The organism is Acetobacter sp. DmW_136 (assembly GCF_008690365.1).
Classification (GTDB): Bacteria; Pseudomonadota; Alphaproteobacteria; order Acetobacterales; family Acetobacteraceae; genus Acetobacter; species Acetobacter oryzifermentans.
Window position 1 is genome coordinate 53887 of record NZ_VHON01000028.1, and the last position, 22731, is coordinate 76617.

Sequence of the window (22731 nt, forward strand, 5' to 3'; positions counted from 1 at the left end):
GATCAAAGGTTGGCGCGTATCAGCCTTTAAAGGTACGCGCTAATCCTTCCTGCAGATCTATGGGCTGCACGCCTAAAAAATGCTGCATTGGTGAAATATCGAAATTCTTGTTTTCAAGCAGGCGACGAATTTCGTCTGGCCCGATTTCAGGTAACCCCGGAAGCCGAGAGGTTACATGGGCGCACGCCATCAGCAATTTGGCAGGTAATGAAATAAATGGGCGCGGGGGTAATCCGCTGGCCTGTTCCACCAAAGTGACAAACTGTTTGTAGGTTACGGCGTTTTTTCCAGCAATAACAAGGCTGCGTGGGCCGTCCCATGTTTGTGCAAGTGCGGCCAGAATACTGGCGGTTACATCTCCCTGCCAGATAGGCTGCACCAAAGCTGTTCCGCCATTTGGTAAAGGGATAACTGGCAAAAAGCGTAGGAGTGCAGCTAGGCGCTGCACATTATTTTCACCCTGAGCGCCATAAATCATGGTGGGGTGCAAAATAATGCTGTCTCGCCCCGAAGCCATAAGGGCTTTTTCACCTAACAGAACGCCATTGCCGTGTGCATCGGGCCAGTGTGTGAATTTACGTGTGCTGCCAAGACATACCAGTTTGGCAGAAGCTGGCGCAGCAGCCAGCAAGGCAGGGATATTACGCGCGTGCGCTGTGCAGACAATACGCGTGGCATCTACCAACACGGGTTTTAAAAGCTCGGTAGGGGCTGTCAGATCGGCAATGCGAATATTTTCTAACCCATCAGCCCGGCTGGCGTTACGCACAACCGGGATGATGGGAATACCCTGTGCCAGCAAAGCCTGACACACAGCTCGCCCAGAACGGCCTGAGGCCCCAATAACATGAACCGGATCTGACGCAGGCTGAAGTGTATGAAGAGGCAGCATTACGGCGTATGCAGGGAAAGGCCAACCTGCTGCGCAATTTGTGGTGCCACACCCACAGCCCCTAAAGATGCCAGAACTGTCATGAGTGGGAGCGGGCGTTGCGGCTGGATATAGATATCCAACGGGCCTTTTTCAGGGTGTAGGGCATAGGTAAGTGCTTGGGTCAGAATTGGGTTATTGCCCTGCTTGGTCTGTTCTTGCCATGTGGCCAGCATATCGTGCAGGTTCATGTTGCGCGCCTTGGCAGCCTGATCCAATATTTTAGGTACAAGCCCATGATCCATATAGTTCATATGCATATGTAAAACCTGCATATCTGCGTTTGCAGCCACAACAGCGTGGGAACCTGCCTGCGCAAAATCTCCATCCAAATGCAGACGGCCCATTTGAGCAGCATCTATACTCAGTTCTTCAATATGCAGTTTGTCTGTTTTTAGATCATGTGTATCGTTCAAAACCAGAGAGGCGTGTAGGCGATCATAACCCAGGGTGGGTAACCACGCGAGATTAGGCATGCTCGGCCAGAGTTCTGCATCCTGCACGCTGGAAACTTCCTGCTCAGCAGATTCGGATTTGCTGGAATGAGACAGAATTTTCACAGCGCGCAAAAGTGGGCTGTCGCCATCAATGGCAAGATGATCAATCTGGATATCGCGGGTGCCGTTGCGGGCAGTATAAGCCGCGCCGGTTGTAAGGCTATTGTACAACCCAGCCAGATCTAGGCCATCAATGCCAACATGGTCAGCAGAAACATGGCGGGCAGGGGGGACATCCGCAGAAAATTGCAGCTTTGTGGCCTCAAGATGCGAGGCCATGCTTTCTCCAAAATCATCTACTGTAACAGTATCAGCAGAGATATCGGATTGCAGGCTATCAATAAACCCGTGCAGCTTTGTGGCTTCTGCATGTTGGATAGAAAGCGTATGGGCTGGCGTGTGCACGTCTTCCTTTACCGGAAGCGTAACGCCTTCCATGGCCAATTTTGCCAGATGTAAACTGCCTGCCGTATCTGCCATCTGAAAGTTGCGGAAGGAAAGATGCTCGATAAGCGGAGACTCGGAGCCCTTGGTAACGGGTTTAGAAACCTCTGCTTCATCTGCCGTTATGGTTTCTGGCCCTTGGCGGAATACAAGGCTGGTAAATTTTACACTGCGCCCCAGCACACCGGGGGTGGCTTTTTTGTAGGTAAAAGAAGCATCAGGCCCCAAGGTTTGCCTAAAACGCTCTATGCTTTTGTCCAGCATAAGGTGTTCGGCATGGCGTGCACCAAGCCAACCAATGCCGCCTAGAATGGCAATGCCGGAAATCATGATCAGAACGTTCTTCTTCACCCGTTGGAAATCCTACTGTTTCGGGACACAAAACCAGCTTTAGTGCATGGCGGATGGGGCTGCAAGCGCTGGCACGGTAACATGTTACCTATAGAAAACCCCCTGAAAATACAGACATCAACGCAAACAATGCTTGACGTTTTGTTTTAGGCACCGCATAAGGCGCCATCTTGGATACACAACTGTTCTAGTATGGAATCAGTGTCATGAAGACCACCCTCTCGCTGAAGCCCGCGGAGGTGACGAAGAACTGGATCCTGATCGATGCCGAAGGTCTCGCTCTAGGTCGTCTCGCCGTCATCATTGCCCAGCGCCTGCGCGGCAAGCATAAGCCTCAGTTTACTCCGCATGTTGATTGCGGTGACCACGTTGTTGTCATCAACGCGGAAAAAGTTGCCCTGACAGGCCGTAAGGCTGATCAGAAGCTCTTCCACTATCACACCGGTTACCCCGGCGGCATCAAGGAACGCACTGTAAAGCAGCGCCTTGAAGGCAAAAATCCGGGTCAGCTGGTTGAAAAAGCTGTGGAGCGCATGATCACGCGCGGTCCGCTGCAGCGTCAGCAGATGCGCAGCCTGCATGTTTATGCTGGTGCAGAACACCCGCATGCTGGCCAGAACCCCCAGCAGCTTGATGTTGCGGCCATGAACCGCAAGAACGTTGTTAACGTGCAGAAGGGCTGAGCAGAATGTCTGAAACTCAGGAACGTACAGGCACGCTGGCCGATCTGAAGACCGTGGTTCCAGAAATTGCTTCTGATGCCCCGGTTTATGAAGCCAAGCGTGATGCGCAGGGCCGCTCCTATGCAACAGGCCGTCGTAAGGACGCAGTTGCTCGCGTGTGGATCAAGCCTGGCAAGGGTGAAATCACCGTTAATGGTCGCCCGGTTGGCACTTACTTTGCGCGCCCCGTGTTGCGCATGCTGCTGACCCAGCCTTTCCTTGTGTCTGACCGTTACAATCAGTTCGATGTGGTTTGCACCGTAACGGGTGGTGGTCTGTCTGGTCAGGCAGGTGCTGTTCGTCATGGTATCAGCCGTGCGCTGACACATTACGAACCAGAACTGCGCAGCATCCTTAAGGCTGCTGGCTTCCTTACGCGTGACTCTCGTAAGGTGGAACGTAAGAAATACGGTCGCGCCAAGGCTCGTCGTTCCTTCCAGTTCAGCAAGCGCTGATCTGTCAGGAAAAACGGTTTACCGTTTGGCGGAAACGGGTGGGGAAGCAATTCCCCACCCGTTTTTTTTTATGGTGTCATGAAAGTTTTGGCATCCTGCGCAAGTGCTGCGCGGCTGTCTGCCCGGATGTAAATCATATGGCCGCCGGGGTATGTGTGCAGGGCAATGCGGTTTCTGCCTACTGGAATATGCTCAGCCACCCAGCGGGATGAGGCAAAAGGGCAGACCAGATCATAATACCCGTTGGCAATAAAAACCCGCAGGGTTGGGTTAAGTGCCAGAAGGCGGCGGAGCGTCGGAATAGGGCGGACAATGGGGCTGCCGCCATCCCGATAATCCCACTCCTCATTCACCTTCATGTTCAAAAGTGAATAGCTCAGCGATGTGCGGAAGTTCAGGCTGGTTGCGGCATATTGCTCAAATGCGCTGCCATAGGCACGGGTAAAGCCATCCAGAATGGGGTCAGGGCTTGCACCATTTTCCACACCTTCGGGGAACGGGTCAGCAATAGAAAACGTGCCGTCATACAGAGAATAAAGCCGCCCATTGCGGCTGCGCACATCATGGGCTTCTGGCTGCAGCATGCCGCGTTCTTTTGCCACCGTTTCAAGCGGTATGCCGGAATGCGTGGCAACGTCTTCGTAAAAATCCTGCGCAGCGTTTCCGGCAAGTGGTGCGTTGGCCAATGTGCTCAGGTAAGGGCCAATAGCGTAATGGTATGCGCTATCCAAATGCCCCGCAGCGTTTTCTGGTGTCAGTTTATGTTGGAGCGCTAGCTGAGATGCTTCTAAGGAAGGCAGGACAAAACTGGTTGCCAGAATATCGTTGGACGTATCCAGCAATGTCATATCCAGTGCAGGTGAGATCATGATAATCCCATTCACCAGAATATTCTGATCCTGCGCCAAGGCATCTGCCACCTCAATGGCGCGTAGGCCACCATAGCTTTCACCTACAAGATAGCGCGGAGAAATCTGGCGGTTATTGCTTTGCGCCCAAAGCTGAATGGCCTTGGCAAATGCGTGGGCATCTTGTTTGACGCCATAAAATGTTTTGGCAGCTTTTTTAGTATCTGTGGGGATAGACCAGCCAGTGCCGGGGGCATCTATAAACACCAGATCTGCCGCAGCCAGCCAGCTTTCTGTGTTGGGGGTAAGCTGGGCGTTGGCACCATCTGCCGGGTTGCCATTGGGGAAAGAAAGAATAGAGGGGCCTGCGGCACCCAGATGTAGGTATGCCGTACCTGCGCCGGGCCCTCCGTTAAAGAAATAGGCAACAGGCCGATGTGCCGGATCTACGCCATCCTGCGTGTAGGCAACGTAAAAAACACGTGCAGTAGGGGCACCATCATCATCCCGTAAAGTCAGGGTGCCGGTATGGGCTGTGTAGGAGATCTTTCGCTTATCAAAAATGCCAGTGTGATGTGTGATGGCATCTTGCGGCAGCAGGGCGGCTGCATTGTGGAATGTATCTGTTTGGATTTGCGCTGGAGCGGGCCCCGTTACCGAGGGGGCGACCTTGGCGGGCGGTGGTGATGGTTCAGTTGCGGCTATGGCTGTGGTGGAGAGACTAAGGGCAACAGCCAAAGAGCCAGCCAGCTTTAGCTTGTTAAAATTTGGCCATTTTGCCGGGTGGAAAACAGGTTTCATCACGATACGCATGATCCTTGGTACTGTCGAAAATACTTACCGCTATGCTGCGTCTGCAATCGTGTTCTCGCAAGGGCCGGGGTGGACTATTTTTTGCCAGAATTACATGTCTAAAAATTCATCAACGTTCCGCTTTATGTGGACAGGATTGAAGAAAGAATAGGTTATTATGCGATTTGTTCAGAAATTTGCGGTGATGAGTTTATCTGTAGCAGCTCTGGCAGGTACGGCATCTTTGGCACACGCTGATCCGTGTTTGTCTCTAACAGGTTGCTTACAGCAGGATGCAAAAGATCAATTGAATGCAACGCGTGACAGCGTGCGTAATGATGCAAATAATCTGACATCTGGTTTCAGAAATAGTGGTCAGGCTGCGCGGGATCAGGTGCGAAATAGTTGGAACAACAGCACCGAAGCAACACGTGAGAAGCTACAGGCTCAGCGCGATCGTGTAACCAACGCGGAAAAGAATGTGCGTGATCGCTGGAACAGCAGTGGCGAGGAAGCACGTGAGAAGCTACAGGCTCAACGCGACCGTGTAACCAACGCGGAAAAGAATGTACGTGACCGCTGGAACAACAGTGGTGAGGAAGCGCGTGAGAAGCTACAGGCTCAACGCGACCGTGTAACCAATGCAGAAAAAAATGTTACAGATCGTTGGAATAATGCGGGGGAAAATACGCGGAAGGCTTGGAAAGCTCAGAAAGACCGGGTTTCTTCCGACCTTCGGGATGCAACCACTCTACCGCCTTTGTAAGGCTGGCTTAAACGACATCAGGCCGCTATGTGCGGCCTGATGAGTTGATGCGTATAAAGTTTATTTCGGCTTACGCTTGCGGGAAGAATTGCTTTTGCTAGCGCCTTCCCGACGTGGTGCAAAAGAGCGACCACCTTTTGGTTTCCGATCAGCATAGGCTGGGCGAGATCCGCCACCGCCACCTTTGCGGGGTGCTGCTGCGGGTTCAACTGTAATTTCGTCCGGGTCCGTAGCAGAAGCGCAAGATGCAAACTGCTCGGCTTTATCTGGAGAAATTTCAACCAGTGTATGATCCTGCGTAATACGGATAGACCCGATATCCTGCTTTTTAATGTTCCCCAACCGGCACAGCATAGGCACCAACCATTTGGGGTCTGCCCGATCTTCACGACCAACAGAAAGACGGAACCATTTGCCATCCATGGCGGGTGCGCGTTCTCTTTCGCGCACAGGACGGTTGGGATCACGCTCACGCGGGGCAGCACGGCGTGCATCTGGTGTGAGCACCCGCACGGAAACAGGGGCAGGCAGGCTTTTATGCCACAGGCCAACAAGGGCCGCCCCAAGTTGCTCTGGTGTGTGTTCGGCAGCTAGGCGACTGATCAGCGTTTGTGTTTCTGCATCTTCTGGTGCTGGGGCAGAAAGGAATGGCGCAGCCAAAAGGCGTTCGGCATCCGCAGTAGCAATAGCTGCTGGAGTAGGGGCGCCGCTCCATTCTGCGGTTACCTTGGCAGCCTGAAGCAGACGTTCTGCCAATCTTCTGCGTGCTGGCGGTACCAGCAGTACACAAGTGCCTTTTTTGCCTGCGCGGCCTGTACGACCGGAGCGATGCAGCAAGGTTGCAGGGTTGGAAGGCAGGCTGGCATGGATAACCAGCCCCAAATCCGGAATATCAATACCGCGAGCGGCCACGTCTGTTGCCACGCATACACGGGCTTGGCCGTGGCGCAGGCTTTCTATGGCGCGGCTGCGTTCATTCTGTCCCAGATCACCTGAAATGGCGACGGAGGAAAAACCGCGTTCCGTCAGAATCGCCTGCAACTGGCGTACAGCTTCACGCGTATGGCAGAAAACGATGGCAGCGGAGGATTCCATCAGCCGCAGCACGTTTACAACCGTGCCTGCCATATCGCCCTGTTCTGTCAGAACGGCGCGGTAGGTAATATCGGCATGGGGGGTGTTTGTCCCCACCGTGTCAATGCGCAGGGCATCCTGCTGATAGCGGCGTGCAAGGGCTGCAATATCGCGGGCAATGGTTGCGGAAAACAGCAGGGTACGCCGCTCTTTGGGCATGGCGTCCAGCAGGGTTTCCAGTTCATCACGGAAGCCCAGATCAAGCATTTCATCTGCTTCATCCAGTACCACGGCTTTCAGGTGTGAAAGATCAAGTGCACCGCGGCGCAGATGGTCACACAGGCGGCCCGGCGTGCCCACAACAATGTGGCAGCCAGAGGCAAGGGCGCGGGCTTCCTTGCGGGGTTCCATGCCACCAACGCAAGAAACAATCCGTGCGCCGGTTTCGGCGTACAGCCATTCCAGCTCACTGCGTACCTGCAAGGCAAGTTCACGCGTGGGGGCAATAACCAGAGCAATAGGCGCGCCAGACGGCACGCAGCGGCCTGCATCATTCAGCAGCAGGTCAGCCAGCGTTAGGCCGAAAGCAACAGTTTTGCCAGATCCGGTGCGGGCTGAAACCAGCAGGTCGCGATTTTTGGCATCATCGGCCAGAACGGCGGCCTGAACAGCGGTAGGAGCAGTAAAGCCGCGTGCAGCAAGAGCACGAGCGAGAGGGGCAGGAGCATTCTGAAAAGGCATACAATCCGGATCCGGGCAACGGGAATAGAAATGCGAGATAAAGGTTCCTGCCCGGAAAAGCTAGTAGTTTGACGGCAGAACCCTGTACTGCATGATTTTATAGCACAGGAATTATGCGCTTTTACTGGAAAGGAAGATAGCGGAAATCCATAAAAACCTGGCTCATACCAGCACTTGGCGCGCCACCTAGCCCTTCCCAAGCCTTGCGGCGGGAATAAGCAAGCTGCAAACCGGCTTCCACAGTGCCGTAATGGCCCTTGAAGAAACGATACCATGCGCCAACGGTGGCTTCCATGACGCTGCGGGTGTTGCCTGTGCAGCCAAGGGTTGAAAGCTCGGTGGCCATTTCAACATTACAGCCGCTGTTATCAAACGATGGGTTGCCATACCCATAGGCAGAGCCATTGGCATTAAAGTAACGACGTCCAGCCTGCTGATACCCAAAGTAACCATACACATCGATAAGTTGGTTAGGATGGGCAATGATACCAGCCGTGCCTTGTATGGATGGAATTGGTGAGGGCTCACCTTTAGAATTAAGCGTGGCATCCGGCAGCAGCACAGACCCGTAACGGCCAATACCCACCCCAGCCAAACCAGCAAGACGCACCTCTACCTTATGCGGCAGAACTGGAAGGACAACAGAGCCACCACCACCACCAGCAATGGCAGTATGGTTGCGCCCGCCCCCAAGTTCAGAAACACGTGTATGAGGAAAGTGCAGAATGCCTTCAACTTCGTAGTGGCCCCAGTGTGGGTCCCATGCCAGTTTGCCAATAATGTCTGGAGCAATTTCGTTGGGGAAAAGGGCATTGTTGGTCAGGCCAGTGCCGTCATACCCTATGGTTGCAATACGCCCGTTTGGTAAGCGCACTTGCCCATCCGTTACACTGGAAAAGCTGTCAACATTATACAGCGTGGCCGAGTTTTCGATGGAAAGACCGGCCCACAGTCTGTGTTGGAAAAAGTCTTTTACAAACCGGAACTGTAGCTGCCGCGCCCATGTCTGGCCTGCCAGCATGGAGGATTCGATGGTGAGTGGCAGATTTTCCTGACGCGGAATAATACCCACGCGGCCTGGTGTGAGCATGCTCCATGCTTGCCCAGCCAGAAAGTGGAAGTTCAGAGCACTGTTATCGTAGGCCATATAAAGCTGGCGCATACGGAAAGTGTAGCTGTTACTTTCGTACGGATCTGTTGTGGAGGCGCCAGCCCCGAAGTCCATTTCGTAAAAGCCGGAAATGGTGGAGTTTTTATCTATGTTGCCGCGAGCCATAAGAGAAATGCGGCTGTAACGTGCGCTACCCTCAAAGTTGTCTGTATGGTAACGGGCATCCCCTTTGTAAGGCATGTCCGCCCAATAGTTGAAGGTGCCGGTGGAGGTATGGCGGTTTGATTCCACCGCTGCGGCATCCAAAAAACCACCCAAAATCAGGGTAAGCGGCCCAAGGTGGAACACCCCGTGGTCACCCAGCGCGCCAGCAGCCTGTGCGCCAGCAGTTTCACGCTGATGCGCGCCAACCTGGTTGTCTGCAATGCGGGCAATCATATCTTCTGCGCGATGCCCGACAACAGATTCCACTTCCGGGGTATCATTTTTGCCAGAAAACACAGGTTGTGCGTCTGGGCCCATAGCATGGCGCAAGGAGCCGCCAGAACGCGTTGAGGCTGGCGCACTAATACCCGGATCAGTGGAGGCTGTGCTGGCAATTGTGCCATCCTGCATGGCAACGGTAACACCAGAGCCTGAACCTGAGTTGGCAACTGCGTGGTGGCTGCCAGAAACAGCCCTGCCCGTAGAGGAGTTGCCATTGCTGGCGTGTGCTGTGCCGCGCCGCTGGGCAATCTGCTTTTGCACGCTTACCAACGCTTTTTGCAATTCGTGCTGTTCGGCTTGAATGCGCGAAATTTGCTGTTCCAACGCATCAAGGGAGGCCGCATCATCTGCCGCGGCATAAGCCGGAAAAGCGTAATTCATGGCCATTCCGCCAGAAGCCAGCACAGTGCCCATGCATAGGCCTGTTTTAATATGATGTGCCATGCGGCAGGAAAACTGGCGGAAGATGCGCATTCGCTTTTCAAATATTGTTGAAGTGGTTCTTATATGAATGTGAACCATTTTCCTTGGCTTGCCGTAAAGAGCTCTCTCCTTAAAAAATAATTTCAAGGAAAAAAGATGTGCGTTAAGCACAGGCTTCGATTTTTATTATGCTCTGTTTGGTAAAGGAATATTTTTATGGCCAAGATGATCCACAGCATGTTGCGGGTGTTGGATGAGGCACGATCCACACATTTTTATGCAGATACGTTAGGCATCAAACCTGTGGGTCGGTTTGAATTTGAGAGTTTTACATTGGTATATCTGGCAAATGATGAGCAGACATTTGAGCTTGAACTTACAATTAACCACGGGCGGACTGAGCCTTATAATTTAGGTGAGGGTTACGGCCATCTTGCCGTGTCTGTTGCAGATGTGCAGCGTGAACATGCGCGTATGGAAGCAGCCGGGCACCCGGTTACGCCGGTTAAAACGCTGGAAAACAAAGGCCATGTGGTTGGGCAGTTCTTCTTTCTGACAGACCCGGATGGTTATAAAATTGAAGTATTGCAGCGCGGTGCCCCGGGGCGCTTTGTGTAAGCACGTTACAATTATGCCAGCAGGGCGCGGAAAAGACTGATTTCCGGGCCTGTTGGCTGCTTTCTCTCATGGCATCGGCGCTTAAAGTGGCGTATAAGCCACGGCATGCTGACATCTTTCCGTAAAATGCATGGTCTGGGGAATGATTTCGTCATTCTGGACGAGCGTGGTGGGCATTTGCCCCTTACGCCAGCCCGTATTGCTGCCTTGGCGCATAGGCGCCGTGGCATTGGGTGTGACCAGTTGGTAACGTTGCGTCCGGCCTGTGCGGAAGGGGCAGACGTTTTTGTGCGCTTTTTTAATCCCGATGGATCAGAGGCAGGCGCGTGCGGAAATGCATCACGCTGTGTGGCTGATCTGATCTGGCGTGAAACGGGCAACAGAACGCCTGTGCTGCAAACGCGTGCTGGGCGTTTGCCTGCACGGATAGAAGAAAACGGGCTGATTACGGTAGATATGGGTGAACCTCGCCTGAATTGGCAGGATGTACCTTTGGTTGCGGAAATGGATACGCTGCATCTGCCATTGGAGGGTGATCCCGCGGCTGCATCTATGGGGAACCCGCACGCAACGTTTTTTGTGGAAGATTTTGCGCGTCTCTCTCAAGGGCATGCGCTGGAGCATGATCCGCTTTTTCCTGAACGGGCCAATATTGGGTTTGCGCGTATTGATGGATCTGCACGTATGCGGCTTAAGGTGCATGAACGTGGAGCCGGTGTGACGGAGGCCTGTGGTTCTGGCGCATGTGCCGCGGTAGTGAATGCGGCGCGGCGCGGTTTGGTAGAGCGTGTGTGTGAAGTCGAGCTGGATGGTGGTATTTTGCAGATTGAATGGGCACCAAACAATCATGTGCTCATGACAGGCTCTGCAACAACAGCTTTTGAAGGGACGGTTGATCTGGCCGCGTACCCGGAATGAGCAAGCCGGAAATTCTCACATTTGGCTGCCGTTTGAACACATGGGAAAGTGAAGTGATGCGTAATCACGCAGCTTCACTGGATAATGTAATTATCGTGAACACCTGTGCCGTTACGGGAGAAGCAGAGCGGCAGGCGCGACAGGCTATTCGTCGGGCGCATCGTGAAAACCCGGACGCTCGTATTGTGGTTACCGGGTGTGCTGCCCAGATTAACCCCGAAAGCTGGAGTGATCTGCCCGGCGTAGCCCGTGTGTTGGGGAATGAGGAAAAGCTAAAGGCCGAAAGTTGGTCTGCCGCTGCTTTGTCTCAGCCGCTTGCTGTATCCGATATCATGGCAGCCAAGGAAACCGCTGCGCATCTGGTTACTGAATTTGCAGGCCGTACACGGGCCTTTGTGCAGGTTCAGCAAGGGTGCAATCATCGGTGCACGTTTTGCATCATTCCGTTTGGACGCGGGCCTTCCCGGTCTGTACCAGTTGGTGCAGTGGTGGAGCAGGTGCGTGCTTTGGTGCAGTCTGGGTATCGGGAAGTCGTGCTCACCGGGGTAGATATGACATCCTGGGGGGAAGATCTGCCCGGCAAACCGGTGCTTGGTCAGCTTTGCCGCCGCGTGTTGCGTTTGGTGCCAGAGTTGGAGCGGATGCGTCTGTCTTCGGTTGATCCGGTAGAGATTGACGAGGATATCTGGCAGCTTCTGGCAGAAGAGCCGCGTTTTATGCCGTATCTACATCTTTCTTTGCAAGCTGGGTCAGACCTTATTCTTAAACGTATGAAGAGGCGGCATTTGGTGGCCGATGCGGCGCGGGTGGTGGAACGTGCAAGAAGCTTGCGGCCAGATATTGGAATTGGTGCTGATATTATTGCGGGCTTTCCAACAGAAGACGAATCGCTGTTTGAAGAAACATGCAATTTTCTTGCCCAGCAGGCGCTGCCGTATCTGCATGTCTTTCCGTATAGTGAACGCCCAGGAACGCCTGCTGCGCGTATGCGTGCGGTGCCTGTGCCCGAGCGCAAGGCACGTGCTGCGCAGTTGCGGGAGGTGGGGGCGGTTTCTGCCGCCCGGTATTATGAAAGTCTTATAGGTCAGCCGCTACGTGTGCTGATGGAAACCCCCACAACCGGCCATAGTGAACAGTTTGCGCCGGTGCGGCTTGCGCAGGGTGAAGCCGAAGTGGGGGAAATTATAACCCTTCAGCCCACAATGGCCGATAAGGCCGGGTTGGTGGTGGAAAGGATCTGAGATGGCGCTTGGTTTTTTCTCTCGTCTCAAGCAGGGCTTGTCGCGTTCCACCCAAAAACTGGGTGGGGGGATTACGGGCATTTTCACCAAGCGCAAGCTGGATGACGAAGCGCTGGAAGAGCTGGAAGACCTGCTGATTACAGCAGACATGGGCCCGGCTGTTGCAGAGCGTATTATCGAATCCTTCCGTTCCTCCCGTTTCGGAACCGAAGTGACGGATGAGGAAATCCGGACAACTTTGGCAGACGAAATTGCCGCGATTCTTGAGCCTGTTGCAAAGCCTTTTGAGCCTGATCCTGAACACAAACCCCATGTTGTGCTGGTGGTGGGTGTGAATGGCGTAGGTAAAACCACCACTATTGGCAAAATGGCCCGCTTTTTTACCGAAGAAGGTAAGAAGGTGATGATGGTAGCGGGTGATACCTTCCGCGCCGCTGCTGTAGAGCAGTTGCAGATCTGGGGTGAAAGAACGGGTTGCCCGGTTATTGCCGGTCCTCCCGGTGCAGATGCGGCTGGTCTGGCCTTTGAGGCACTTAAGCGCGGTAAGGCGGAAGGGGCTGATCTGCTGTTTGTAGATACGGCTGGCCGCTTGCACAATAAAAGTGCGTTGATGGAAGAACTTGCCAAGATTATTCGCGTCATGCGTAAGTTCGATGAAGCAGCGCCACATTCCGTGTTGTTGGTGCTAGATGCCACAACTGGCCAGAATGCCGTGGAGCAGGTGCGAGTGTTTCGCGAACTTGTGAATGTGACCGGTTTGGTCGTGACAAAATTAGATGGTTCTGCCCGTGGGGGCATTGTGGTGGCGCTGGCTGATCAGTTTGGGTTGCCTGTGCATGCTGTGGGTGTAGGTGAACAGGCAGAAGATCTGCGGCCGTTCTCCGCTGTGGATTATGCGCGCGGTTTAGTGGGCGTGACGGACACAGTCTGATTTTTTGTGGGGAATTATGATGGAAAAGACAGATTTTGATGCATCTACCCATCATGGTTTCTTGACAGGATATGACAGCCCCGTTAGCAAGCGCCTGCACCCCTCTGAAGGGGCGAAGAATGAGTAAGAACGGTAACGATTCCTTTGATGCTCGGCTAAAGGCGGCAGAACGCCGCTCCGGCTTGGAAAAAAAGGAAGATTCAGCCGAGAAAGAAGATGCTGTAGAGCAATCTCTTCCTGGGTTGGCGCTAAGAGCTGGGGCAGAAATGCTTTCAGCACTGATAGTGGGCGTTGCCATTGGGTGGGAGCTAGATCACTGGCTAAAAACCCGGGCAGTTTTTCTCATTATTTTCGCACTGATGGGCGGAGGTGCTGGCGTGCTGAATGTTTGGCGGCTGGTCAAGTCGATAGACGGTAAGTAAGAAGCTGTAATCCGGATATGATTCGGATGCGGTAAAGGGTTTTAGGAGAGCGGTTGTGGCGGGCGGTTCCAGCATCAACGTACTTGAACAGTTTGAGCTTCATCCCGTTCTTGGTGGGCTGGGCGAAGCATTGCGTTTCAGCCAATCCCCCCTGTACATGATTGTGGCAGTGTGTCTGGTTCTGGCATTCCTGTATTTTGGTATGCGCCCAGCAGCGGTGGTTCCCGGTCGTTTGCAGGCTGCAGCAGAAGTTTGTTACGAATTTATTCATAACATGGCGGTTGATACGATCGGGCCAGAAGGCACGGCTTTCTTCCCATTCATCTTCACGCTGTTCTTCTTTATTCTGGCCGGTAACTATATTGGTCTGCTGCCGTTTTCCTTTACGTTTACCAGCCATATTGCTGTAACCTTTGCGCTGGCCATGATGGTGTTTGTGCTTACGGTTATTGTCTCCCTTAAGGTGCAGGGGCTGCGTTTCTTTGCGCACTTTATGCCGGAAGGCGCTAGCCCATTCCTGGCTCCGCTGCTGATCCCGATTGAAATTCTTTCTTTTCTTTCGCGTCCTGTCAGCCTCTCCATCCGACTGTTCGCCAACATGGTTGCCGGGCATGTCATGTTCGATATTTTCGCAAGCTTTGTTGTCATGCTCGCCGGTTTTGGTGTGGTGGGTGACGTGTTTGCGGTTGGGCCGATTGCCATTAACGTGGCACTGATGGCTCTTGAGTTGCTTGTTGGTGTGTTGCAGGCCTATGTGTTTGCCATTCTAACGTGCATCTACCTGCGGGAGGCCGTGGCTCACTGAGGAGCTGCTTTGCCCGTTTCGTTTGAACTGTACTTGAAACAAGGAAGTGACTGATATGGACATCGCTGCAGCCCGGGAAATCGGTGCAGGTATCGCCGTGATCGCCCTTGCCGGCGTTGGTATCGGCCTCGGCAACATCTTCTCCACGCTGGTAAGCAGCATTGCGCGCAACCCGGCTTCCCGTCCGCATGTGTTCGGTCTGGGTATGCTCGGCTTTGCTCTGACAGAAGCTATCGCTCTGTTCGCGCTGCTGATCGCGTTCCTGATCCTGTTCGTCTGAGAAAGCTTTCAGGAAAGAGGAGAACATTCCTGTGGGTGTGATTAAGAAGATGCTTCGTGCCGGTCTGTTCGCAACGGTTTCCGGTGTGTCTCTTCTGGCCGTTTCCGCGCCTGGTGCATATGCCACGGGAATGCCTCAGCTAGATTTTGCCAACCCCCTTGTAACCGGTCAGGTTATGTGGGGCGCGGTAATTTTCTTCGTCTTTTATATGGTGCTCAGCAAAGCCATGCTGCCCGGTATTACCCGGGTGCTGGAAGACCGTAGCAAGCGTATTTCCGGGGATCTGGAAATTGCACGTGCGGCCAAGCAGGATGCCGATAAAGCTGTTGCTGAACTTCAGCAGGCCCGTAAAGATGCCATGGCAGAAGCTCAGGCGCATCTTGATCAGGTTCTGGCAGAAGAACATAAAGCAGCCGAACAGCAGATGCAGGAAATCAACGCGCGGGTAACAGCAGAAATTGCTGATGCCGAAAAACGCGTGGCTGTGGAAAAAACGCGTGCATTGAGCGCGCTTAAAGAAATTGCGGGTGATACCACGCAGGCTCTGGTTCAGCGTCTGACGGGTATTGTGCCTGATGCTCAGCTTGTTGCCCAGAAGGTTGAAAGCGCTTCGGCGCACAGCACTATCTGACCAGCTCCGGGGGAATTTTCGTCATGTCTGGCATTTTTCACGAAGCGGGTTTCTGGGTCGCTGTTTCGTTTGTTCTGTTCTTTGTGCTGGTTGGTAAAAAGATTTGGGGGCCTATTGCCACCATTCTGGACAGCCGGGCCAACCGTATCCGTGAAGAACTGGATGAAGCTGCCCGCTTGAGAAGAGAAGCAGAGCAGATGCTAGAAGATGCCACGCGTGATCGTGAGCAGGCACTGGCAGAAGCCAAATCTTATGTGGAGCAGGCTCATCAGCAGGCTGCCGAAATGGCCCAGAAAGCACGCGCAGAGGCAGAAGCCGCTGTGCAGCGCCATGAACAAATGGCACGTGATCGTATTGCTGCTGTAGAACGTGCTGCTATTAAAGAAGTGCGTCAGCTTGCAATTGATGTGGCTGTACAGGCTGCCAATGGTGTTATTCCTCAGACGCTTGATGAACAGAAAGCCGCAGGGCTTGTTGATCAGGCGCTGGCTGGTTTGCCTGCCGCTCTTGCGCGCAAGGCAGCCTGAAACATTATCAGCTGAATGGTGAAGATGTGACAGGTCTGGTTTCAGCCGTACCGTCACAGCATAACGATGCTCAGTTTGTACTGAGCATCGTTATTGCTGTTTTGGATGAACAGGATAACCTGCCACAGGTTTGCCGAGAATTAGCCGAGGCCATGCAGCAATTGCCTGCGGCCGAAGTTGTTTTTGTGGATGACGGCAGCCAGGATCAAACCGTAGAAGTTTTGCAGCGCTTGCGGGATGAGTGTTTGCCGAACTTGCGTATTCTTTCTCATGATCGGCGTTGCGGTAAGTCTGCCGCGTTGCGTACAGGCATTACAACTGCCCGAGGGACTTGGATTGCCACAATTGATGGCGATGGCCAGGATGATCCGCGTGAACTTGGTAAGTTGATTTCCCTTGCGCAGGCACAGGCTACCAAGGGTAGGCCACCGCTTGTTGTAGGGGTGCGCACGCGCCGTAAAGATGGTTGGTCTCGCCGCTTTGCAACACGTTTCGCTAATGGGCTGCGACAAAAATTACTCAATGATCAGTGCCCGGATACAGGTGCGCCGATCAAAATTTTTCAGCGAGCAGACTTTTTGCGCTTGCCGCAGTTTGAAGGTTTGCATCGTTTTCTTCCGGCATTGTTTGCATCTTACGGTGTGCCGTTGGTGTGTCACCCAGTTACACACAGGCCGCGTTTGCATGGGCAGTCTAAATATACCAACTTCAATCGTGCTGTCGTTGGGGTGCGGGATCTGCTGGGCGTGATGTGGTTACGGAATCGCACACATCTTCCAAAATCGATTCGTGAATGCTGAAGCAGAAAAACGGTCACCAACCACTTTCTATTAAAGCCCTGCTGCTCTTAGGCCTTGCTGCTTTTTTGCTGTTTTTGCCGGGGCGGGCCGTTACGCCACCATTCGATCGGGATGAACCCCGATACATGGAAGCCACGGCGCAGATGCTAGAATCGCACAACTTTGTAGATGTGCGCTTTCAGGACAAACCACGTTATTTACAGCCCGCTGGTATTTACTGGCTGGAGGCTGCTGCTGTTTCTCTTACAGGCATGCAGCATCAGCGGGTTGTATGGCCGTATCGCATTCCCTCGCTTTTGGCCATGTCTGGTGCCGTTGTTCTAACGGCGCTTATTGGCTCCATGCTGTTTGGGGCATCGGCCGGACTTGGTGCGGGTTTGCTGTTTATGGCTTCTGTTCTGGTGGCAGCAGAAAGCCGGATGGCTACGATCGATTCCTGCTTGTTGCTGACGGTGCTGCTATCCCAATTGGCGCTAACAGGTGCTTTGCGAGATCGCCAGCAAGGCGTGGCCACACCAGTAAAACGGGCTTTGCTGTATTGGGGCGCTATTGGCTGCGGCTTGATGTTGAAAGGGCCGGTCATTCTTATCCCATCTCTTGCCACACCACTGGTGTTGGGGATGCTGGAGCGGGATTTCGGTTTGTGGCGCAGAATGCGTCCGGCATGGGGCTGGCTTTTGTCTGCTGCTATTCTGGTGCCGTGGTGTGTAGCTATTGGGGTTGTGAGCCACGGTGAATTTTTTCGGAATGCTGTTGGCACCAATTTTTTAGGCAAAGTGGCTTCCGGGCAGCAAGCGCATGGGCTGCCGCCAGGTTACCATCTGCTGGTTTTCCTGCTGGCGTTCTGGCCTGGATCATTTTTTGCTGCGTGCGTGGTGCCCTTGGTTTGGCATGCGCGTAAGCAAGAGACTGTGCGCTATTTGCTGTGCTGGATTATGCCGCATTGGCTGGTGTTTGAAGCTATTGCTACAAAGCTTCCGCATTACGTGCTGCCTACTTATCCAGCTATTGCCATTCTTACAGCCGCGTTTCTGGTTCAGGGTGGGGATGTATGGCGCAATTGGCCTGTTCGTGTTTGGGGCAAGGTATTGCTAGGCATTTATGCTGTTGCATGGGCTTTGGTAGGTATTGCCTTGGCTGTTGCCGGTCCAACGCTTGTTTGGGTGCTTGAACACCAGATATCTGCAGCAGCAATTGTTTTGGCTGTGGGTGTGTTGCCGCTTGTTGGTCTTTCTGCATGGTACATTACGCGTGCGCGTTTGCAGCAGGCAGCGTTAAGCAGTGTGGCTGCTGCCGTACTGCTTTATGTGGGGTTGTTTACAGTTGTTGTGCCGCAGATTCAGAGCATCTGGTTGGCACCACGCCTGACAGCACTGGTGCAGGCACACCAACCGTGTGCAGAGTCGCATGTTGTTTCAGTGTCATTTTCTGAACCCAGTCTGGTCTTTCTGCTTGGGGGCAAAGTGCTGCTAACAGGCGCAGAAAATGCGGCATCAGCCATGAAGGCAGATGCAAAATGCACGGTCGCGCTTGTTGATAAGCGAGATACATCAGTATTTATGGCAGCGCTGGGGAATAAAGCGAAAGATGCCGTCAGTCTGGGCACTGTAGGTGGAATGAATTATTCTAACGGCCGCCATTTGCTTATAAGTTTGTACAAGCTGAATACGCCACCAAAGTAATAAATCTGTTTGATTGGATGGATATAAAACGCAATTCTACAGCATAATGCAAAAGCGTATTCAGTATTTTGGGAAGTGCAAAAGGAAATGCCCGCTGGCGGATTCGAACCACCGGCCCCATCATTACGAATGACGTGCTCTACCAACTGAGCTAAGCGGGCACATTTTGTTTGCGGGGCGGTGACTATCATGATCCCCATGCCTACGCAAGGAGAAATTGCAATTCACCCGGTGACTTGAACAACAACAAAACGGCATTTCTGGCTTTAAGCAGGGGTGCCATTCTGTTTTGAGTGTGACGGAACGGTTTTTTCGTTTTAAGAACTATCCGTATGAATATGTCGCAGTTATTTGGCCTGGTGCGGGAGGCCCTTAATCCCGGGCAGAATGTTCCGGTTGATGAAAAGCGGCATGTTCGGCTTGTGCAGGGTATTGTTGAATGCCCCTGTTGTGGCCATTACCAGCACCTTTCAGAGCTTAAGCCCGGAACACAGGCACGGTGTTGTCGGTGTGGGCAGTTGCTGGATCGGCGTAATCGTACCTCTCCTATCGCAACGCCATTGGCCTTTTGCATCAGTTCGGCATCTCTCTACCTGGCCATGCTGCTTTCCACCTTGATGATGTTGGATCTGTATGGGCGGGAGAGAACCGTAGATATCCTTACCGGCCCGATAGAATTGCTGCATGAGGGCTGGGGCGAAATTGGCGTGTTGGTGGCAATAGCCACCATTATTGTGCCGGGGCTTGTTATCAGCATGATGATGCTTGTGCTGGTGGGTGCACTTCAGCCCAAGCTGCCGTTCTGGGTGCCGCATCTTCTGAAGTGGTATGAACGTTTACGCCCGTGGTCGATGGTGGAAGTATATATTCTGGGCGTTTTCGTGGCCTATACCAAGCTGTCAGATATGGCTTACGTACAAGTTGGGGCAGCGGTCTTTCTGGTTGCCTCACTTATGGTTACCATGTCCGCCACAGATGCCACTTTGGATACGGAACTGATTTGGCGACGCAGGCAAACAGATACCAGTTTGCGGCGGATGGATAATCAACGTGTGCGTCTGACCTGCGAGGAAATCGGGCTGGATGATCAGATCCCACCAGCCAGCCATATGGTTTCCTGCCTTTCTTGCTCTGCGGTGCTGGTGTTTGATGAAAAGTTGGATCAAACAGCTCCACTGGGTTTTTGCCCACGCTGTGGGCATGTGTTGCGGCAACGCAAGCCAGACAGCATTGCCCGCACTGTGGCGCTGCTTGTTTCTGCGGTGGTGTTTTACCTGCCTGCCAATATTTACCCGGTTATGACCGTTATCCGGCTGGGTGCGGGAACAGGGCATACTATTGTGGAAGGGGCCATAGAGCTGTGGGAGAGCAACATGATCCCGCTTTCCCTGTTGGTACTTTTTGCCAGTGTGCTGGTGCCCGTTCTTAAAATTATCGGGCTGCTGTTTATGGTGATCAGCACCAAGTGCCATTCTGCACGAAATCTGCCTGCTCGATCCAGACTTTACAGGCTGGTAGATGTTATCGGGCGCTGGTCTATGATTGACGTGTTCATGGTTTCCATTCTGGTGGCTATGGTGCGCTTCAGCAGTATGGCTAGCATCAGCGCCAATGGTGGTGTGGTATGTTTTGCCGCCGTAGTGGTGCTGACAATTTTTGCAGTGCATGCATTTGACCCTCGGCTGATGTGGGATGCAGCGGGCAAAAACGGCGATACGGCCCCAGCCGATGCCGGGCAAAATTGTCCGGCAAAAATTGAGGCCGCTGCATATTGGGACAACATGGAGCCGGACAGGGCGTGAACGGACACAGTCATAATCATTTCTCTCCTCCAGAAGGGGAAAGTGCTCAGGATGCTCTGGTAAGGCGCATTCGGTTTTCCATTATCTGGATTATTCCCATTGTTTCCGTGCTGATTGCGGGCTTTCTGGTCTGGCGCAGTTTTATGGATAACGGGCCAGAAATTACCGTTGTATTTGATACGGCAGATGGTTTGACCAGCGGCCAGACACAGGTGAAAAACAAATCTGTGGTTTTAGGTACTGTGGAAGATGTTTCGCTGACTGATGATCTGCGGCATGTCAAAGTGCGTATCCGTATGAACAAGGGTACGAATGATATGCTTACGGATAGCGGCCGGTTTTGGGTTGTGCGTCCGCGTATCAATGGGGCCAGCATTACCGGTTTGGAAACCCTGATGTCTGGTGCGTATATTGCGTTTGATCCTGGCCTGAACAAAAATGGCCACCCCGCAGGCAAACGCACCACAACGTTTGAAGGGTTGGAAGCGCCCCCGGGTGTGCGGTCTGATCAGCCGGGCCGTATTTACACGCTGGTAGCGGGTAATATTGGGTCTATCGGGCAGGGCGCCCCTGTTTTCTTCCGTGATGTGGATGTTGGGGAAGTGCTGGGGTACACCATGCCACCCGGCGGCCGCGGCCCGGTGATGATCCAGATTTTTGTGCGCGACCCTTATGACCATTACCTAAATACCAATTCCCGCTTCTGGAATGTGTCTGGCGTTAAGGTTGGATTTGGTGCCGGTGGGCTTAAAGTGCAGCTGCAATCCTTGCAGGCTTTGTTTTCTGGTGGCGTGGCTTTTGGTTTGCCACCTGTTGCAGAAAGCCGCATGCACCCGGCATCAGAGGCTCCGGCTAATACAGTGTTCAAGCTGTATGACACGCATGAGGATGCAGATAATGCGGGCTACCGTGAGCGCGTGCCCCTTGCGACTTATGTGATGTCTTCTGTCAAAGGTCTGGATGTTGGCAGCCAGGTGACGATGTTTGGGATTCAGGTGGGGAATGTAACCAGTGTAAAGCTGGATCTAAGCTCCAACCCCGGGCATCCGCGCGTACGTATTGGCATGGAAGTGCAGCCTGAACGTGTGCTGTCTTCGGCTGAGCTACGGAATAATAATCTGACAGACATGTTCCGCACTTTGGTAGCGAATGGCCTGCGTGCCTCAACAGATAGCGTGAGCTTTCTGACGGGTGAGGGGATGATTTCCCTCAACTTTATCAAGAACCCAGCGCCCGCTACAACCAGCATGGAAGGCGCAACGCTGGTTATTCCAAGCCAAGCTGGTGGTATGGGCGGGATTATGGATTCCCTGTCCACCATTACATCTCGTTTGGCCGCGATGCCATTTGAACAGATTGGTACAAACGCCAATAACCTGCTAGCCCATGCAGATCAGACACTGGTGAGCCCAGACGTAAAGCAGTCTCTGGTTGGGTTGCGGAATTCCATGCAGAACCTGCAGGCTCTTACAAAGGATCTGCGCAACGGCATGGCACCGTTGAGCAAGCGTCTGCCAGAAATGGCACAGCAGCTTGATCAAACCCTGCAAAATGCCAACCGCTTGCTGGCCAGTTATGGCGGCAACAGTGATTTCCATCGCAATCTGCAATCCATGGTGGTGCAGTTGGGGCAGACAGCGCGCTCCCTGCGTTTCCTGTCAGACTTCCTGACCAATCATCCTTCCGCACTGCTTTCAGGACGATAAGATCATGACGCAAACTGTTTCTTGTAAGCCCATGAACACCCGTCTTGACCGGCGTATGTTGCTCCGCCTGAGTGGTGTGGCCGGGTTGGGTGTTATGGCTGTTACGCTAACCGCATGCTCTGGCGGTAGCCCTTCACTTTACACATTGGCGGTTACGCCCGGCCAACCGCAACCGGGTGGCCCGCGCTTTGTAGAAGTGCGCCTACCAACCGTGGCATCTGGTCTGGATCGGGATCGGATTGTTACGGCAGATAGTGGCTATAAGCTTACAGTATCTTCTGCTGATGCATGGAGTGATTCTTTGCCAGCACAGATCAGCCGCGTTATGGCGGGTGATCTGGCACAGCGCCTGCCGGGTACAGGCGTGTTTGTAGAGAATGATACAGTGGCGACAGAACCAGAGGCCTATGTGGATATGTCCATCAGCCGCTTCTCAACTGGCCCATCAGGTAATGTGGAGTTGGATGCCACGTTATCCATCCAGCCTGCTTCTGCTGGCGCTCCCGGTAAGGATGAGCAGTATTATATGCAGAACTTTACACTGCAAGGCACACAGGCCAGTGCCACCATGCCAATGGTACAGGTGTTAAGCCAGCTTCTGGGCCAATTGGCAGATGTTGCTGCGCAGCAGTTGCGCCAGCTTCCTTCCGGGCAATCCTCTGGGCGGCATACTATTGTGCGCAAGAAAGCACAGCATGGGTGATCTTGCGCGAAAGCGTGGAGAATA

22 protein-coding genes and 1 tRNA gene are annotated in these 22731 nt (G+C 53.3%); 17 read left to right on the forward strand and 6 right to left on the reverse strand.

Features of this window, described 5'->3' with window-relative positions; all coding sequences use genetic code 11:
• Positions 1-19 precede the first annotated feature (19 nt).
• Positions 20-892: an NADH-ubiquinone oxidoreductase gene (locus FKW31_RS09715; RefSeq protein WP_150178423.1), complete on the reverse strand. Its 873-nt coding sequence runs from the start codon at positions 890-892 to the stop codon at positions 20-22.
• On the reverse strand, positions 892-2223 hold the full coding sequence (locus FKW31_RS09720; protein ID WP_150178424.1) for a hypothetical protein: 1332 nt from the start codon (positions 2221-2223) through the stop codon (positions 892-894). Before FKW31_RS09720 ends, FKW31_RS09715 begins: the two co-directional genes overlap by 1 nt.
• Before the next feature lie 206 nt (positions 2224-2429).
• Here FKW31_RS09720 and rplM point away from each other — a divergent pair, with 206 nt between their 5' ends.
• Together rplM and rpsI are read left to right on the forward strand one after the other, a co-directional pair.
• On the forward strand, positions 2430-2906 hold the full coding sequence (rplM, locus tag FKW31_RS09725; protein ID WP_006115057.1) for a 50S ribosomal protein L13: 477 nt from the start codon (positions 2430-2432) through the stop codon (positions 2904-2906).
• 5 nt (positions 2907-2911) lie between these two features.
• Positions 2912-3400, forward strand: coding sequence for a 30S ribosomal protein S9 (gene rpsI, locus FKW31_RS09730; RefSeq protein ID WP_003624653.1), 489 nt, complete (start codon positions 2912-2914; stop codon positions 3398-3400).
• 68 nt (positions 3401-3468) lie between these two features.
• On the opposite strand, the gene FKW31_RS09735 is transcribed toward rpsI, so the two are convergent.
• Positions 3469-5061 (reverse strand): S10 family peptidase, encoded by a 1593-nt coding sequence (locus FKW31_RS09735; RefSeq protein ID WP_150178425.1) that lies wholly within the window; start codon positions 5059-5061, stop codon positions 3469-3471.
• Positions 5062-5245: 184 nt separating this feature from the next.
• Between FKW31_RS09735 and FKW31_RS09740 the strand changes: the two genes are divergently transcribed.
• Positions 5246-5806, forward strand: coding sequence for a hypothetical protein (locus FKW31_RS09740; protein ID WP_238332790.1), 561 nt, complete (start codon positions 5246-5248; stop codon positions 5804-5806).
• Positions 5807-5866: 60 nt separating this feature from the next.
• Here FKW31_RS09740 and FKW31_RS09745 read toward each other — a convergent pair whose 3' ends face one another.
• Positions 5867-7621 (reverse strand): DEAD/DEAH box helicase, encoded by a 1755-nt coding sequence (locus FKW31_RS09745; RefSeq protein WP_006115408.1) that lies wholly within the window; start codon positions 7619-7621, stop codon positions 5867-5869.
• Between the two features lie 121 nt (positions 7622-7742).
• Complete coding sequence (locus tag FKW31_RS09750; RefSeq protein WP_006115407.1) at positions 7743-9812, reverse strand: hypothetical protein; 2070 nt, start codon at positions 9810-9812, stop codon at positions 7743-7745.
• 45 nt (positions 9813-9857) lie between these two features.
• On the opposite strand from FKW31_RS09750, the gene FKW31_RS09755 reads away from it, so the two are divergent.
• The 11 genes from FKW31_RS09755 to FKW31_RS09805 all read left to right on the forward strand — a co-directional run bounded on the left by FKW31_RS09755 (position 9858) and on the right by FKW31_RS09805 (position 18496).
• A complete protein-coding gene (locus tag FKW31_RS09755) occupies positions 9858-10259 on the forward strand; it encodes a VOC family protein (RefSeq protein WP_063354695.1) in 402 nt (133 codons plus the stop codon).
• 105 nt (positions 10260-10364) lie between these two features.
• The gene (gene dapF / locus FKW31_RS09760) at positions 10365-11177 is read left to right on the forward strand and encodes a diaminopimelate epimerase (protein WP_150178427.1); all 813 of its coding nucleotides are present in this window, start codon (positions 10365-10367) and stop codon (positions 11175-11177) included.
• Positions 11174-12418 carry a tRNA (N(6)-L-threonylcarbamoyladenosine(37)-C(2))-methylthiotransferase MtaB gene (gene mtaB / locus FKW31_RS09765; RefSeq protein WP_150178428.1) on the forward strand — a complete coding sequence of 415 codons (1245 nt, stop codon included), beginning with the start codon at positions 11174-11176 and terminating at the stop codon, positions 12416-12418. Before dapF ends, mtaB begins: the two co-directional genes overlap by 4 nt.
• A gap of 1 nt (position 12419) precedes the next feature.
• On the forward strand, positions 12420-13349 hold the full coding sequence (ftsY, locus tag FKW31_RS09770; protein WP_150178429.1) for a signal recognition particle-docking protein FtsY: 930 nt from the start codon (positions 12420-12422) through the stop codon (positions 13347-13349).
• 119 nt (positions 13350-13468) lie between these two features.
• Positions 13469-13771 carry an AtpZ/AtpI family protein gene (locus tag FKW31_RS09775; RefSeq protein ID WP_063354691.1) on the forward strand — a complete coding sequence of 101 codons (303 nt, stop codon included), beginning with the start codon at positions 13469-13471 and terminating at the stop codon, positions 13769-13771.
• A 55-nt stretch (positions 13772-13826) separates the two neighbouring features.
• The gene (locus FKW31_RS09780; RefSeq protein WP_006115401.1) at positions 13827-14576 is read left to right on the forward strand and encodes a F0F1 ATP synthase subunit A; all 750 of its coding nucleotides are present in this window, start codon (positions 13827-13829) and stop codon (positions 14574-14576) included.
• A 55-nt stretch (positions 14577-14631) separates the two neighbouring features.
• Entirely contained in the window at positions 14632-14856 is a 225-nt protein-coding gene (locus FKW31_RS09785; RefSeq protein ID WP_003624142.1) for an ATP synthase subunit C family protein, read from the forward strand.
• Between the two features lie 49 nt (positions 14857-14905).
• A complete protein-coding gene (locus tag FKW31_RS09790; RefSeq protein ID WP_150178430.1) occupies positions 14906-15487 on the forward strand; it encodes a hypothetical protein in 582 nt (193 codons plus the stop codon).
• Positions 15488-15510: 23 nt separating this feature from the next.
• Positions 15511-16014, forward strand: a complete 504-nt coding sequence (gene atpF, locus FKW31_RS09795) for a F0F1 ATP synthase subunit B (protein ID WP_006115398.1) — start codon at positions 15511-15513, stop codon at positions 16012-16014.
• 26 nt (positions 16015-16040) lie between these two features.
• Entirely contained in the window at positions 16041-16814 is a 774-nt protein-coding gene (locus FKW31_RS09800; RefSeq protein WP_150178431.1) for a glycosyltransferase family 2 protein, read from the forward strand.
• The gene (locus FKW31_RS09805) at positions 16808-18496 is read left to right on the forward strand and encodes a glycosyltransferase family 39 protein (protein WP_150178432.1); all 1689 of its coding nucleotides are present in this window, start codon (positions 16808-16810) and stop codon (positions 18494-18496) included. Before FKW31_RS09800 ends, FKW31_RS09805 begins: the two co-directional genes overlap by 7 nt.
• An 88-nt stretch (positions 18497-18584) precedes the next feature.
• On the opposite strand, the gene FKW31_RS09810 is transcribed toward FKW31_RS09805, so the two are convergent.
• Positions 18585-18657 (reverse strand) — tRNA-Thr (locus FKW31_RS09810).
• A 171-nt stretch (positions 18658-18828) separates the two neighbouring features.
• On the opposite strand from FKW31_RS09810, the gene FKW31_RS09815 reads away from it, so the two are divergent.
• The 3 genes from FKW31_RS09815 to FKW31_RS09825 are packed head-to-tail and all read left to right on the forward strand — an operon-like array spanning position 18829 to position 22707.
• Complete coding sequence (locus FKW31_RS09815) at positions 18829-20298, forward strand: paraquat-inducible protein A (RefSeq protein WP_150178433.1); 1470 nt, start codon at positions 18829-18831, stop codon at positions 20296-20298.
• On the forward strand, positions 20295-22004 hold the full coding sequence (locus FKW31_RS09820; RefSeq protein ID WP_063354686.1) for an intermembrane transport protein PqiB: 1710 nt from the start codon (positions 20295-20297) through the stop codon (positions 22002-22004). The genes FKW31_RS09815 and FKW31_RS09820 overlap by 4 nt, the downstream gene beginning before the upstream one ends.
• 4 nt (positions 22005-22008) lie before the next feature.
• Positions 22009-22707: a membrane integrity-associated transporter subunit PqiC gene (locus FKW31_RS09825; RefSeq protein WP_006115393.1), complete on the forward strand. Its 699-nt coding sequence runs from the start codon at positions 22009-22011 to the stop codon at positions 22705-22707.
• Positions 22708-22731: the final 24 nt, after the last annotated feature.